Raw genomic sequence first — 14,810 nt, forward strand, 5'->3', positions numbered from 1 at the left:
TGAGTATTTGAGTATTTGAGTATTTGAGTATTTGAGTATTTGAGTATTTGAGTATTTGAGTATTTGAGTATTTGAGTATTTGAGTATTTGAGTATTTGAGTATTTGAGTATTTGAGTATTTGAGTATCACTTCGCTTGTTTAGTTGTTATAGCTATCAGCTTCGGATGTACTAGCTTTGCCCCTGATTAATTCTCTACATAGAACGCAGTAATTTTATGCCCATGATCAGTAGCAAACTGTGTGAGCTAATTTTTGGTACGCTTGGCATCTTGCTCTTTGGTTGATGCTCGTAAATAAGCTCTGATAAATATAAACACCTAAAATAATCTATTTTAAGTGGTCCATTAATAGATTTAAAGAGCAAAATAACTGGTTCCCTTGGGGGTATGATTAGAGTTTTAGCTGAAAAATACTACTAAGTAGACGGCTTCAGGTGATGTTTTATTGTGACTTTAGATAGAATGTAGCTCTAAAACAATCTCGTTCCCTTCTGTTAATGTTGGAGCTTAACCGTGGTCGATATTTTACAAGCAATTCCTAATTGGCATCTTGCAGGGCTATTTTTGGCGGGTATGATTGCTTTTGTGGTTTCCACCATATCAGGAGGTGGCGGTGCGCTTTTACTCATACCTGTCACCTCTGCGCTGATAGGGACCTCAGCTGCGCCACCCGTAATTAATTTAGGCAATTTCATTAGTCGTCCTTCGCGTCTTTATTTATTTTGGCATCATATTGAGTGGTCGCTAATAAAGTATTATGCGCCAAGCGCTATCATTGGCGCGTGGTTAGCTGCATTATTATTTAGCCGTCTTGATGGTAGCTGGATTCAATTATTAGTTGGTGCATTTTTGATATCTACCGTCTTGCAGTATCGTTTTGGCAAAGTAGAAAAATCTTTTAATATGCCTAAACTGGGTTTTGTGCCTTTAGGTTTTATCACTGCGTTCATTAGCACACTCGTCGGCGGTTTGGGTCCTGTGCTCAATCCTTTCTATATGAATACGAGATTACAAAAAGAAGATTTAATCGCTACTAAAACAGCCAATTCATTCTTTGTAGGATTGGCTCAGATTGGTAGTTATACTTTTTTTGGTGTATTGACTGCTAATCTTTGGATTTATGGCTTTGCTTTAGGGCTTGGTGCTGTGGTTGGCAATATAATTGGGAAGCGGTTTTTAGCAGGTATGAATATCAGGCAGTTTAGAGTGATGCTGATCCTATTAATGGTCATTAGTGGCGTAGTGATGATTGTCCAAAACGTCATGATTTTATTTTAAATTAAACCAAAGTTATCTGACAGTGAATATATGCATTATCACTGCTAGAGCTAACAATACTGATGTAAAAACAAGCTACGCGGACCATAGCTGAAACGCGTGATACTCAGATAGGGATAGATAACTAAGAGTTTATTCGAGGCATGGTTGCCTGTGCGGTACTAATTCTAAATGGTGAGCAGCAAGCAAACCTTTACCACCGTATTTACTCATGGTCCCACTGTTAAAAAGTATTTAGTAGAGTTATTAAGTCATATACCTCTTCTGCGGGAAGCTGCAAATGAGCTGTCTGTTGTGTTTAATCAAGACTTTCTATAGTCATCCGTCCAATTATTTCACTAGCAAAACACCATAGCCGTTTTTTACTTCTTTACTAATAGGTTATACAGCTACTGATAGCGCCACTTTCAAAAGCCGTCCTACATACGGTTCTAGTATTATGAAACTTACTGTAATAATTATTTATTAGGGGGTCTGTTGATTGATTTCAATATTAACCTGAGTCTGTTCAGCGCTAATCACTATCGGATTACCCGATAAGTCACCTGACTCTGCTATGGCATTGCCACTATGGCTGATACGAGCAACGACTGCTAACTGAGTTTTGTCGCTACGGGCAGATTGTAACGTGCGCTCTGGCATCATCGCATCAAGATCGCTTAAACGGATACTGGCTTTACCCTGCTTGATAATGCTAATCGGTAAACGCTTAGCAGCATACGGCGGACCACCTTTAACATCGCGTATCGCGACAAACAATACATCGTCAGCTTTAACCAGTGGCAACAAGCTAGCATCAATAGAGACGGTCACTTCAATACCTTGCGAGGCTTGCTGCTCTTGCGCGGTGACATTGGCACTTAACTCATCAAGGCTCGCTAGTGCTTTAGTATGGTCGCCAGGCTTGGCAGCAATACTCTCACGTAAACGTTTAATCCAACCTTGTGCTTCGGTAAAGTTACTACCACGCGCCTCGCCCATTGCCATCAGCATCTGCGCACCTTCATGTTGCGGATTTTTGGCAAGCACATCTTGCAATACACGGCGGCTACTGGCATCAAGCTGACCCTTATTAGCAAAAAAGCTAATCTGCGCATAAGTGGTCGCAATCTCTTCATTGTCTGGCGACAGACGGTAAGCGCGTGACAAAGCTTCAATCGCTGAATCGGTCGCTTCCAACGATAAGAACAGCTCTGACAAACGCATCCAGCGATCAGGATCATCGGCATGACGATAAACGTTGGTCTGCATCGCGCTGATTAATTGCGTGCCATCTTCAATCGCCCAAGATGGTGGCTGGTCAATCTTACCCGTTAATAAATCATCGGCTACTTGTGCAACTTTGTCTTCTGCTGTCCACAAGTCAAATACCGGTGTACGGTCACCGACCAAGAAGTAAGCCAGTCCTGCCAATACAGGGACCCATAGCATGATAATCAAACGGCTCTTGATACCAGGTGCGACCATCGGTGTCACTTCACGCTGAGCATCCAATAGCTGACGCTCAAGCTCCGTTTTTTGATTTTGATAATGGGCGTCATCAATCGTGCCATTGTCTTTATCCGACTGCAATTCTATCAAACGCTCACGAAAGACGGCGATATTGATATCTAGTAACTGGTTATCGACAGGGTTCTCTCGTAAGCGTGACGCTCGCAACCATGGCATGATAACGATGACGGCCAGTATCAGCGCAATAAATAAGCTTAGGGCAATAAATAAGCCAAAAGTAGAAAATAGGGTCATTTTTTGTCCTCTATGCTTGTGATGTCATTATTCATTCTAGTGACGCTATCATTAGAATCGGCACGCGATAGCAGACGATCAAGCTCCGCTTTTTCTGCTGCTGATAACGTAGCAGCACTGTCTACTATCATACCGCTTTGACCACTAGCGACACGCTGACGGCGCTTGCTTTGCCAAAACCAACCAGCAATTAATGTAATCAATAATAATGGCGGAAAAAACCACAAGATCCACGTTGAAGGACGGATGGGTGGCTTATAAGTGATAAAGTCGCCATAACGATCCTGCATATAATCCCGGATCTCCGCATCACTACGTCTGTCTTTAATCAAATCATAGACTTTTTGCTTTAAATCTTGCGCAATGGGCGCATCAGAACCTGCCAAGTTTTGGTTTTGGCATTTTGGGCAACGCAGCTCTTCGATAAGACCGCGATACTGAGCCTCTTGTTGGACAGAGTCAAAATCATAGACTTCAATCGCCGCATAGCTGGTCACACTTAGAAGACAGGCAAGTATTAAGCTCGCTGTCTTTAGCGTAATGGCTTTTATATGATGAGCTATCATTTGCACACCTCTTCAACCTGACTCGCATCTGGACTGACGTTATTATCATTGGCATCATTGAGTACAGTTAAGCAAGGCTCAATACGACCTTGCCAGTTACTCTCGTTAATCTCACCAATGATATGCTGACGAATAACGCCTTCACCATCAACAGTGAAAGTCTCAGGCGCACCGGTCAAACCCAAATCTAAGGCAAACTGACCGGATAAATCTTGGATAGACATCGAAAACGGATCACCGCCACGGTTCAGATAACTGAATGCATCGCCAATATCGTCTTTATAGTTCACGCCTACAAGATTGACACCGCGCTCCTCTAACTGCATTAAAAAAGGATGCTCAATGATACAAGTTGGACACCAAGAGCCCCAAATATTCATCAAAAACGGCTCATCAGGTAGGTTGTCATTGGTCATAATACGACTAGTATCAGATAATAATGGCAGCTCAAAAGCTGGTACTGGACGCTCAAGTGCGGTATTAGTCACAATTTCGGTTGGCTGACCTAAACGGAAATAAAGCATGACCATAAAAGCAGCAAAGATAACCAGTGGAATCAAAAACCATATTCTAATTTGGCTTTTTTTCATCGTTTGAGTGCCCTTTTGCTCAGGATTTTGTTGGGAAGATTTATCTGACTCAGTCATCTTATTTCTCCCCTATTATTGCCGTAGCATCTGTCGCGTCTTTAACATCCAAATCAGCAACCGTCGCAAAACCTGACTTACTCGCTGCGATTTGCGCCGCTGTTTTGGTTGTTTTGAAACGATAGCGTCTATCTAGCATACTCAGCAAACCACCCAAGGCCATAATAATAGCGCCAAGCCATATCCAACGAATCAATGGCTTCACATAAATACGTACTGCCCATTTATTACTGCCTTCAGCGATAGGTTCGCCAAGTGCGACGTACACATCACGCATCAGACTGTCATCAATCGCTGCTTCGGTCATTGGCATCATGCTAATAATGTAATTGCGTTTTTCAGGGTATAACGTAGTCACACCACGGCCATCTTTACTCACTTCGACCTCAGCTTGGGTCGCATCATAGTTACTGCCTTTGACTTCACGGAAGTCTTTAACGGTGAAGTCGTAACCTTGGACATGGACCGTTTCGCCAATACTCAATGCCACATCGCGCTCAATACTTAACGTACTGGTAAAGGCGACACCGATGACCGCTACAATCACGCCAATATGTGCCGTTTGCTGACCCCAGTAACTTAGACGCAGCTTACTTAAGCCTTGCAAAAAGCTTGGTGCATTTTTGGTCTTGTCTTTGAAATCAACCACCATCCAGAACAGTACCCAAAAACTTACTGCTAACGTCACACCAATATTAAGCATGGCAGATGGACTGACAAAATAAGTAATAACCGCGGCTAGTATTAGACTACTTGCCGCAATAACCATACCAACGCCCAATAGCGGGCGGCTGTCTTTTTTCCAGCGGATATTAGAACCCATACCCATCGCTAGCATCAGCAGCCAAGTCAGCGGTACAAATAGCGCATTAAAGTAAGGCGCACCTACGGATACTTGACCTAAGCTAAAGGCGTCGGCAATGATAGGATAGAGCGTACCAAGCAATACTACTAACGTCGCAATCAAAATAATGACGTTGTTAATCACTAAAAATGACTCACGGGAAACCAGTTGATACTGACTCTCAATGGTCAAGCGCCAGCCACGTAGCGCAAACATCAGCAAACCACCACCGACGATGATGCCAAGAATCACTAAAATTACCAGACCACGAGTGGGGTCAGCGGCAAACGAATGCACCGAGGTAATAACCCCAGAGCGTACTAAGAAGGTGCCTAGTAAACTTAAGGCAAAAGCAAAAATTGCCAGCATGATTGTCCACGCTTTAAAGACGCCGCGCTTTTCAGTCACTGCCAACGAATGTAGTAATGCCAAACCCGCTAGCCAAGGCATCAGCGAAGCGTTTTCGACCGGATCCCAGAACCACCAACCGCCCCAACCAAGCTCGTAATACGCCCACCACGAACCCAGTGCGATACCAATGGTTAAAAAGCCCCAAGCAGCCAATGCCCATGGACGTGACCAACGTGTCCAGACCGCATCTAAGCGCCCTTCCCACAGTGCTGCCATACAGAATGCAAATGGCACAACCATACCGACATAGCCCATATACAGCATCGGCGGATGAAAAATCAAACCAAAATCTTGTAGAAGAGGGTTTAAGTCAGCGCCATCAACTGGCAGATTTGGCAGAGTACGATCAAATGGTGACGAGGTAAAAATAAGCATCGTCAGCATCATTAACTGTACGCCAGCCAATATCACCAAGACACGCGCGCGCATTGATAATGGCAGTCCGCGACTAAAGTAGGAGACCAAGGCACACCACGTTGCCATGATCGTCATCCATAGCAGTAGCGAGCCTTCGTGTCCGCCCCACGTTGCTGATAACTTGTAATACCAAGGCAGCAAGGTGTTCGAGTGCTGCGACACATACACAAGGCTAAAATCATTATAATAAAAGCCTGCCATCAAAGCGCCAAAAGAGGTAATCATGGCGGCAAATTGCGCCCATGCCAAGCTCGGTGCCAAACGCTGCCAAGCAACATGGTCACGCATAACGCCAATAGTTGGCAATATTACCTGCAAAATCGCTAATACAAATGCGGCCAGCAAGGCAAAATAACCCAATTCTGTGATTAACATACGGTCTAACCCTGTTTACTCTAATATGATTTAAGTTCACTGTAACGGTTGGATCTTTATTATTGGAAACTATTGAAATTTACTGCTATCTCTAGCTCCAATTGATTTCGAAGTGTTTTAAAAAGCGTGCCGAAAGTAATAGACAATCATAAATATACAACCATCTTTTGCTAGGTAAGAAAAATATTGAATTAGTCAACCGGACTTATAACAGCCTAGCGCTACCTAAATAAGACCTAGACGATCACACCTGAAAGACAGGCGCGAACCCACCCCCTGGCGTGCGGAAGTTAGTTGTCTGACCTTGATATACACGCGCAGCAGGTAGCAGCAGTTGTCCACCATAGGTATAAAGACGTATATCCACCTTTCTCGTGGTTACGATGTCATCAATCTTTATTGATCGCTCTGTTGCAGGAACGAAGGTTTGGGCGATATAATCTTCATCCAAAATATTCTCGAAGACGCGTCGAGTCAGTTTGCTACCGCGATAGACGCCTTTGCTTCCATAGCCAGAAACTGGCTTGAAAAACAGTTGTCGCCGAGCATGCCACAACTCTGCTTCATCGTCTCTTGATACAATCTTAGTCCTTGGTACAGACCTTTCGAGGTACCTCACTGCAGCTTCATCCAGCCCCCAAGTGCGGAGTGTTTGGGAGTCGGATAACAAGGTCAGGTTTTGCTTGTTGGCCAACATAGCATGTACGCGGGGGTTGGGCGTCACCACCACAGCGCCTTCTAGATACGCACGTTTGAGCAGCGCATGGTCAGGATCCTCGAATGCGAAGTCAACAAGCCGATTGTAGACCATATCAATTTTTTGACCATGGGCTGTCAACGCACCGTCGACATACTCGAGTTCAGAGGGATCGAGTATCACAGTATCAATACCCCTGGCTTGGAGCAGTTGACAGGCTAACTGGAACTCTAAAAACATGAACTGGCTTTTAGGATCATTATCTACGATGGCTATCCGGTTGGGCATAGAAACAGCGGACTGTCGCTGCCATTCCTGTTTGAACATATCAAATACGGCTGTCTCGAACCTATCTAGCATTTGATTGGTTGCAGCGCTTTGCTCTGAGGGGTTGCAACAGCGCTTTTGTGCGCGAGCGAGCAACACATTCAGAAATGCGCCACCGGCATTGGTATTGACCTCGATGAGCTGAGGTCCATCGCTACCCAAGTGAAAGTCATAACCCATGAGGGCCCCTATTGGACCTGGATCGAAAGCAGCTATTTCTGGTGCCCACGACAGCACTTGCTCTTGATAAGGCGGTAGTTTGGCAGCTGACTCGATAGCTTCGACGATCCGCTCCATCGCCTCTATCTCTATTTTGGGAACGAAGACTGGTGTTGCTGAAAAAAGCTTATTAAGCTCGTTCGCTCCTATTGGATTGTTTCTAGTCTCTACCAATTGATGTTGAAGGCTTGTATTGAGCGCTTTACGATCGAGAGTAACGCAGTAGCACTCTTGATTCAGTCGATTTGCAAGACCGTCATTCTTTTCGTTATTACTAGTTAGATGTTCCATTTAAATTCCGTCGCTAAGTAGAGTAATCGTGCCGATATAATCTATATGAACAGTAAAAAAAGAGGTGTTTGGTGTGTTTAAGGTGATGCTAGCTACTTTCTGATATCTCATTTCCTGCAGCTAAATCGTTATTTCGTTCATTTTTAATTAATATCTTTGCTAAGAGTAAACCTAACTCGAATAATAGCCACATTGGAATCGCCAGTAACAGCATAGATACCCCATCGGGCGGTGTCACTACCGCTGCCACTCCAAAACAGCCCACAATGATATAACGACGCTTATCTTCTAAACTCTGAGTAGAAACGATTCCGACCATTATTAGTAATAAGGTAACCACTGGAATCTCAAAAGTGATCCCAAACACCATAAACAACTTGAGGGCAAAGCTCAGATAGCTGTCAATATCGGTCATCGGTATGACGTTCTGCGGCGCAAACAAGATAAAAAACTTTAAGACGCTTTTGAGTACAACAAAATAGGCGAAAGCAACACCCGTATAAAATAGAAATATCGAAGACAGTAGCACTGGAATGGCTATTTTCCTCTCTTTTTTATAAAGACCAGGCGCGACGAATGACCAAATTTGATACAAGATATAAGGCATCGCTAAAAATGCAGCGACAAAAATCGTCAAACGAATGGGTGCCATAAAGTTTGAGGTGATATCGGTGGCAATCATAGTCGAATTAGCAGGCAACTGAGCGACCAAAGGGTCTGATAGCAGCGTATAGAGCTCACGTGAAAACCCTACCAATGCTAAAAATATGATTAAAATGGTTATGCATATTTTGATTAAGTGGGCGCGTAGCTCTATCAAGTGCGCCGTAATAGGCATGTCGCCAAGTGCACTTAATGCATCATCAGACTTATTATTATCAGCGGCGTCTATTGTCGCCTCAAGCTCTGTATCCGCTATCTTTTGTTGCCGGCTTTTTTGTCGTTTAAACAGATTCATTTATCTGCCTCCTGTTTGGTTAAGGAGGAGGCGCTATTGGGCTGATGATCTTGCTCATCAGGAGTGACTGGCTGATGTGAAGCGTCTGAGCTTTGGTTCTGTGAGTCTTCAAATTTTTGCATACTACCGCGCATCTCTGACAGCTCACGCTTCATATCTGTCTCAGTCTGACGGATTTTCGCCAGCTCATCTTGCATTTGTTTCCGTGTTTCAGCCAGATCAAGCTCAGACTCTATTTCAGACTGTAGCGTGGATACTGTACGGCGCAGTTTGGCATACCATTGCCCAGCGGTACGTGCGGCTTGCGGCAGTTTTTCTGGGCCCAATACGATCAAGGCTATGACGCCAAACAAGAGTAATTCGGAAAATCCGATATCAAACATAACAGTCACATATATTAATAGACTACTTAGTGCCGCTATTTATAAGCGGCGCGCTTCATACTTTAGGCTGATCATCAGTGATGACAGGTCTGATTTCTATATCGTCAACCTGAGTGCCTGCCTGTGTATTTAAATCGATATCTGAAGTTGACGTACTATTTTCATGATCAAGCACTCGATTCTTACGCGCGTGTTCGGTCTCTTCATCTTTGACCGCTTCTTTAAACCCTTTTACCGCGCCGCCTAAATCTTTACCCGCATTTTTAAGCTTAGCGGTGCCAAATACGACAACCACTACCACCAATAAAATCAGCCAATGTGTAATCGAAAAACTGCCCATCACGGTATCCTTATATGTTGAGATCTTGTTTAGACCAGTCTGTGTAAGTGTGCTTTAGAACCCTCTTCACCGTACCAGAATTACAGTTTCAAACGGCGCAATCGCAGCGCGTTAGCAATCACCGAGAATGACGACAAGCTCATAGCTGCCGCTGCTATCATTGGACTGAGTAGAAGCCCAAATATGGGATAGAGCACACCTGCGGCAATAGGAACACCAAGTGCATTGTAGATAAAGGCAAAAAACAGGTTCTGTCTGATATTGCGCATGGTGGCGTGGCTAAGCTTATAAGCTTTTGCAATTCCCATTAAATCACCTTTTAGCAGGGTAATACCCGCACTCTCCATCGCCACATCGGTACCCGTTCCCATAGCGATACCAACATTGGCTTGCGCTAGCGCTGGTGCGTCGTTGATACCATCACCTGCCATAGCTACCAATTTACCGCTGTCTTGCATTTCTTTGACGATACGGTTTTTATCCTCTGGTGAGACATCGGCATGAACTTCATCAATACCTAATTTATTAGCGACTGCCTGCGCAGTTTTTTCGTTGTCACCGGTTAGCATCACAACTTTTAAACCTGCGTCATGAAGCAGTGAAATAGCCTCTTTGGTGCTTGGTTTAATAGGGTCAGCAACTGAAATAATACCAGCAGCTTTACCGTCTATAGCCACAAACATTACCGTTTCACCGTCTTTTCTACGGACATCAGCTTTAGTGGACAACTCCTTATCAAAACTATTTAGGCTTTCCATAAGCTTAGAGTTACCAATAGCGACTTTCTTACCATCGACCACGGCTTGTACGCCTTCGCCAGTAGTCGAATTAAAGTCAGTAGCTTTAGGAATAATGAGTGATCTTTCTTGAGCCGCTCTAACGATAGCTTCTGCTAAAGGATGCTCGCTTGCACTTTCTACTGAGGCTACCAATGCGAGGAACTCGTCTTCATCTTGACCTACCTGCGCATCAATTGCGGTAAGCTCGGGCTTACCAGCGGTCAGTGTTCCGGTCTTGTCGACGACAATGGTATCGACTTTTTCCATACTCTCTAACGCTTCAGCATTTTTGATGAGGACGCCGTTTTGCGCGCCTTTGCCAGTACCAACCATAATGGACATCGGCGTTGCTAGACCAAGGGCACAAGGACAAGCAATAATCAGTACCGCAATCGCGTTAACCAAAGCATAGGCCATAGCGGGCTCAGGGCCGAATATCGCCCAGACAATAAAGGTAATGACGGAGCAGATAAGCACGATCGGTACGAACCACCCAGCTACCTTATCTACCAATTTCTGTATAGGTGCGCGGCTACGCTGGGCTTCGGCAACCATTTGTACAATTTTAGATAATACTGAATCTGCTCCAACATTGACCGCTTTAATTAATAGTGTTCCCGTACCGTTCACTGTGCCACCGGTAACCGTGTCTCCTGCTACTTTTGATACAGGGATTGGCTCACCCGTTACCATTGATTCGTCAACATTACTATTACCATCGATCACTGTACCATCTACGGGTAGTTTCTCACCTGGTTTAACCCGTAGCTTATCGCCAGTGACGACCTCATCAAGGGAGACTTCGACTTCTTCACCGTTTTCATCAACACGTCTTGCGGTTGGTGGTGCGAGCTCAAGCAACGCTCGAATCGCACCTGAAGTTTGACTTCTAGCTTTGAGCTCTAATACTTGACCCAGTAGCACCAAGGTCACAATGACCGCTGCGGCTTCATAGTAGACTCCGACTTGACCAGAGGCATCTCTGAAACTGTCTGGGAAAATATCGGGAAAAAAGGTCGCGACAATACTAAAAATATAAGCAGCGCCTACGCCGATCGCAATCAAGGTAAACATGTTTAGATTGCGGCTTTTTATAGACTGCCAGCCACGGACGAAAAACGGGGCGGCGCCCCAAAGCACTACAGGGGTCGCAAGCACTAACTCAGCCCATTGCAAGATCTTTGAAGAGATACCATACTGACTAAAATTAACTACGTTTACGTCAAACATACCGCTCATCACATATATTAATAGCGGTACAGTCAACACGGTACATATCCAAAAACGACGAGTCATATCGTCAAGCTCTGAGGTGTCTTCTTCACCAATAGTAAGCGTTTCGGGCTCAAGCGCCATACCACATATCGGACAACCGCTATTTCTAACGTCTCTTACTTCTGGATGCATAGGACAGGTGTATACCGTGCCTCCGTAATCAGCAGGTACTTTATCGTATTTACCGCCTTTAACAGATTTTACTGCGCTACTATCAGTATCCTTTCCATGACAATGCGCATGACTATCTTCATGGTTGTTGGATTCAGCAACCTCGTCTTCAGGTTTAAGAAACATGCCACATATTGGGCAGTCACTTTTTTCAACATCTCTTACTTCTGGATGCATAGGACAAATATAGACCGTACCGCTATAATTTTCCGGTATCTTGTCGTACTTGTCGTCTTCGACAGAATTTACCTCATTACTATTATTAGCATCCGCTCCATGACAATGCGCATGACTATCTTCATGGTTATTGGATTCAGCAACCTCGTCTTCAGGTTTCAGAAACATGCCACATATTGGGCAGTCACTTTTTTCAGTATCTCTAACCTCTGGATGCATCGGGCAGATATAAACCGTACCACTATAATTTTCTGGTACTTTATCGTACTGACCACCTTTGATAGATTTTTCATCGGCAATATGTTTCATAAGACCACTCCTTGAAGACAATAAATATTGATAATAAGTACAGATTTTAAAGCACTATCATCAATCCTCGATTGCTATTCATCTAATGATTAATCTAAAAGTCTCTAAAATTATTTTTTATACTTTTTAATTGGAATTTAGTCTTTATTACGCAAATACTTGAGCAGAGCCTTGATGGTTAATACTAGTACTGCGAAAAGCAGTAAGATGAATAACAAACAGATAAGCATCATAACCCAGCCCATACTCTGCATCATTGAGCCGTTCATCATGCCATGCATTGACCCATTCATTATTATTTCTCCTTAATCTAAACTGTGATCACTCCAACTCTTTAATTAATTTTTACTTGAACCCAAGAGATTTTCTGACTGCTAATTTTTATCGTGCTTTAGCAAACCAGCGGTATAGCGGCACAAATACAATCGCAAAATACCAACCATAAAGATAGGATTCGACAAGCCCAATCAGAAATCCTGACCAGGTTAACCACTCAAAACCAGGTAGCAGCGGTGCCCAAGCCTCATGCATGCTTATCTGCTTAGGTGCGAGTAGACCAAAGCCTATGCACAACAGATAGCTGATGAGTAGAAACAAAGACATACTGTTACCCACTGGAGCAATTCTTAAAATACTTGTTGTTAAGTTTGATTTGGCCATCTTAATTCTCCTGGTTCTTACGCAATGTCGTTCAAGCTTAAACTCATCAACCGTCCATCTGTCCGTTCTAAATATAAAGAAGCAGTGTAAGTAAAATCTTTATGCTGTATTAACATTGCTTAGCGAAATAACGGTAGAAGAATTAGAAAGTTAAGACAATAATCATTAGTGCGAGACCCCATTATCCAGCGTTATTAAGCAACTCATTCATGGCTTACTTTTCCTGTTTTCTACATGAATATCATATTGCATAAACTCACTCCTTGAGGATAGTAAACAGACTCTTAAGCTCTATCCGAATTTCATCTGGATACTGTTTTTCTGCTGCAGAATTTAGTTATTTATTATGAGGTTTACGTAGATATTTAAGAAACGTCGTAACCGTCAACACGAGCACAGCAAAAAATAGTAGCGCAAACAATAAGCAGAGAACCATCCAACCCCAACCCATGCCTTCCATCATAGTATTTCTCCAAGACTCATAGCACTCATATTGACAGTGGTGGGCGAGCGTATACTTTTAGATGCTTACTATCACTCAAGAATAGCAATCTACAGATATTGAATATTTCGATATAGGAATAAGAGGTTTTGAAATAAGAACAGTAAAACAAAGAGCAGTTACTGCAGTTGAAGGGGTAGGTAAAAAATCATATTAATTATCTGTGCAATCTGTCCTTTTAAGGTGAAGGTACCAGCGGAGACTATAGCGCTGATACCAGATATCGCCTTTTTTTCATAACCAATCTCTTAGCTTGCCATACCTCTATATATAGCCGTCTATTCCAGCTCTTCGATCAGCGCTTGCATCTCAGCGATTTCACGCTTTTGCGCTTTAATGATATCATCCGCCAATTTTCGTACTCGCGGATCTTCGATATTTGCTCTTGAGCTGGTCAAAATGGCAATCGAGTGATGCGGTATCATGGCTTGCATCCAATCGACTTGATCGACCGTTTGCTGCGATCTAACACCCCAAATACCTACAGCAAACATCACTACACTTATTCCATAAACCAGTAGATTTATCTTGGTCTTCTTATACATATTACCCATAAAGGCCAGCATAATGACGGCCATACCGGCACCCATGTAGAGCGCCATATAAGCTCGAGTCTCACTAAAATAAACATGATCCAATTGATAGGTATTAAAATACATCATGATAAACATTACAATCGTAGACGTCAGAATCATCAAAGTGAACTTCACATAAGGATTCATGCCTTGTTGATGGTTTTGATGATTCATGCTGTTTTGATCAGAAGCCTTCATAATATATCTCCTATAATTTTGACAATGTTAGAACCAGAATTTAACACCGGCAGTCAAACTACTGCTATCCACCGATTCATTTTCTTGACGCCGCTGACCACGAGCACTGCCAAGAGCCGTCTCATAGCTCACACCGACGTAAGGTGCCAGTTGACGACCTAAGGTTTCATAAGTCAGCCTAACTTCAGTCTCTAATTCATTGAAACCCTTGGTGATATGGTTGTCAATATCGTCTTTACTAAAAGCTGACAGACCAACTTCCGGTATCACAACCCAGTGCTGACTCAAACGCCATTCATATTCTGCACCAAGATCAAGCCTGACTTGACCATCGGTGTAGAGATATGCTCTAGCATCTGTTTCAATAAAGTAAGGCATTGTGCCGATAATACCAGCCATAAGTGCAGGCTTGTCATTCTTGGTATCATAAGCGACCCCTGCTTCGCCATTCCAAAAAATACTTAGCGGCTTCCAGTAAGATAATGAGGTCAGACTATCAATGTCTTTATCATCTTTGGTCTGAATACTGCCTTCACTACGTAAAGAGAGGCGGCGCTCATCTAGGCCATACCAAGTACTAACCTCATAATTAATCTGATCGTCATCAAACTGATAGCCTAAATCGTCTACAGAAACGCCCCATAATGGCATATCACCCATCATCA

14 protein-coding genes are annotated in these 14,810 nt (G+C 43.5%); 1 reads left to right on the forward strand and 13 read right to left on the reverse strand.

Going from position 1 to position 14,810, the window contains the following annotated elements; all coding sequences use genetic code 11:
- Positions 1-513 precede the first annotated feature (513 nt).
- Positions 514-1,278: a sulfite exporter TauE/SafE family protein gene (locus FQ083_RS12500; RefSeq protein ID WP_262881118.1), complete on the forward strand. Its 765-nt coding sequence runs from the start codon at positions 514-516 to the stop codon at positions 1,276-1,278.
- A gap of 465 nt (positions 1,279-1,743) precedes the next feature.
- On the opposite strand, the gene ccmI is transcribed toward FQ083_RS12500, so the two are convergent.
- From ccmI to FQ083_RS12565, 13 genes are all read right to left on the reverse strand, one after another.
- The gene (gene ccmI / locus FQ083_RS12510) at positions 1,744-3,024 is read right to left on the reverse strand and encodes a c-type cytochrome biogenesis protein CcmI (protein ID WP_149410086.1); all 1,281 of its coding nucleotides are present in this window, start codon (positions 3,022-3,024) and stop codon (positions 1,744-1,746) included.
- The gene (locus tag FQ083_RS12515; RefSeq protein WP_149410087.1) at positions 3,021-3,590 is read right to left on the reverse strand and encodes a cytochrome c-type biogenesis protein; all 570 of its coding nucleotides are present in this window, start codon (positions 3,588-3,590) and stop codon (positions 3,021-3,023) included. Before FQ083_RS12515 ends, ccmI begins: the two co-directional genes overlap by 4 nt.
- Positions 3,587-4,237 (reverse strand): DsbE family thiol:disulfide interchange protein, encoded by a 651-nt coding sequence (locus FQ083_RS12520; RefSeq protein WP_149410088.1) that lies wholly within the window; start codon positions 4,235-4,237, stop codon positions 3,587-3,589. Before FQ083_RS12520 ends, FQ083_RS12515 begins: the two co-directional genes overlap by 4 nt.
- A 1-nt stretch (position 4,238) precedes the next feature.
- On the reverse strand, positions 4,239-6,284 hold the full coding sequence (locus FQ083_RS12525; RefSeq protein ID WP_149410089.1) for a heme lyase CcmF/NrfE family subunit: 2,046 nt from the start codon (positions 6,282-6,284) through the stop codon (positions 4,239-4,241).
- Positions 6,285-6,528: 244 nt separating this feature from the next.
- Positions 6,529-7,818 (reverse strand): RimK family alpha-L-glutamate ligase, encoded by a 1,290-nt coding sequence (locus FQ083_RS12530; RefSeq protein ID WP_149410090.1) that lies wholly within the window; start codon positions 7,816-7,818, stop codon positions 6,529-6,531.
- Positions 7,819-7,906: 88 nt separating this feature from the next.
- Positions 7,907-8,776, reverse strand: a complete 870-nt coding sequence (gene tatC, locus FQ083_RS12535) for a twin-arginine translocase subunit TatC (RefSeq protein ID WP_149410091.1) — start codon at positions 8,774-8,776, stop codon at positions 7,907-7,909.
- Positions 8,773-9,159 (reverse strand): Sec-independent protein translocase protein TatB, encoded by a 387-nt coding sequence (gene tatB, locus FQ083_RS12540; protein ID WP_149410092.1) that lies wholly within the window; start codon positions 9,157-9,159, stop codon positions 8,773-8,775. The genes tatC and tatB overlap by 4 nt, the downstream gene beginning before the upstream one ends.
- Before the next feature lie 55 nt (positions 9,160-9,214).
- Positions 9,215-9,499, reverse strand: a complete 285-nt coding sequence (gene tatA / locus FQ083_RS12545) for a Sec-independent protein translocase subunit TatA (RefSeq protein WP_149410093.1) — start codon at positions 9,497-9,499, stop codon at positions 9,215-9,217.
- An 80-nt stretch (positions 9,500-9,579) separates the two neighbouring features.
- Positions 9,580-12,210, reverse strand: coding sequence for a copper-transporting P-type ATPase (locus FQ083_RS12550; RefSeq protein ID WP_149410094.1), 2,631 nt, complete (start codon positions 12,208-12,210; stop codon positions 9,580-9,582).
- Positions 12,211-12,347: 137 nt separating this feature from the next.
- Positions 12,348-12,503 (reverse strand): hypothetical protein, encoded by a 156-nt coding sequence (locus FQ083_RS12710; RefSeq protein WP_188004118.1) that lies wholly within the window; start codon positions 12,501-12,503, stop codon positions 12,348-12,350.
- An 88-nt stretch (positions 12,504-12,591) separates the two neighbouring features.
- The gene (locus tag FQ083_RS12555; protein WP_149410095.1) at positions 12,592-12,870 is read right to left on the reverse strand and encodes a DUF5676 family membrane protein; all 279 of its coding nucleotides are present in this window, start codon (positions 12,868-12,870) and stop codon (positions 12,592-12,594) included.
- 780 nt (positions 12,871-13,650) lie between these two features.
- Entirely contained in the window at positions 13,651-14,145 is a 495-nt protein-coding gene (locus FQ083_RS12560) for a DUF305 domain-containing protein (RefSeq protein ID WP_149410096.1), read from the reverse strand.
- Positions 14,146-14,172: 27 nt separating this feature from the next.
- The coding region (locus FQ083_RS12565) for a copper resistance protein B (RefSeq protein ID WP_149410097.1) at positions 14,173-14,810 on the reverse strand (638 nt) is incomplete at its 5' end.

The sequence above is a fragment of the Psychrobacter sp. ANT_H59 genome (assembly GCF_008369225.1).
In the GTDB taxonomy this organism is placed as follows: Bacteria; Pseudomonadota; Gammaproteobacteria; order Pseudomonadales; family Moraxellaceae; genus Psychrobacter; species Psychrobacter cryohalolentis.

Excerpts from the sequence above, each read along its gene's own strand:
- FQ083_RS12550 (WP_149410094.1), bottom strand. The coding sequence starts at position 12,210 with ATGAAACATATTGCCGATGAAAAATCTATCAAAGGTGGTCAGTACGAT.
- FQ083_RS12525 (WP_149410089.1), bottom strand. The coding sequence starts at position 6,284 with ATGTTAATCACAGAATTGGGTTATTTTGCCTTGCTGGCCGCATTTGTA.
- tatA (WP_149410093.1), bottom strand. The coding sequence starts at position 9,499 with ATGGGCAGTTTTTCGATTACACATTGGCTGATTTTATTGGTGGTAGTG.
- FQ083_RS12710 (WP_188004118.1), bottom strand. The coding sequence starts at position 12,503 with ATGAATGGGTCAATGCATGGCATGATGAACGGCTCAATGATGCAGAGT.
- ccmI (WP_149410086.1), bottom strand. The coding sequence starts at position 3,024 with ATGACCCTATTTTCTACTTTTGGCTTATTTATTGCCCTAAGCTTATTT.
- FQ083_RS12515 (WP_149410087.1), bottom strand. The coding sequence starts at position 3,590 with ATGATAGCTCATCATATAAAAGCCATTACGCTAAAGACAGCGAGCTTA.
- FQ083_RS12560 (WP_149410096.1), bottom strand. The coding sequence starts at position 14,145 with ATGAAGGCTTCTGATCAAAACAGCATGAATCATCAAAACCATCAACAA.
- FQ083_RS12555 (WP_149410095.1), bottom strand. The coding sequence starts at position 12,870 with ATGGCCAAATCAAACTTAACAACAAGTATTTTAAGAATTGCTCCAGTG.
- FQ083_RS12530 (WP_149410090.1), bottom strand. The coding sequence starts at position 7,818 with ATGGAACATCTAACTAGTAATAACGAAAAGAATGACGGTCTTGCAAAT.
- tatC (WP_149410091.1), bottom strand. The coding sequence starts at position 8,776 with ATGAATCTGTTTAAACGACAAAAAAGCCGGCAACAAAAGATAGCGGAT.
- FQ083_RS12520 (WP_149410088.1), bottom strand. The coding sequence starts at position 4,237 with ATGACTGAGTCAGATAAATCTTCCCAACAAAATCCTGAGCAAAAGGGC.
- tatB (WP_149410092.1), bottom strand. The coding sequence starts at position 9,159 with ATGTTTGATATCGGATTTTCCGAATTACTCTTGTTTGGCGTCATAGCC.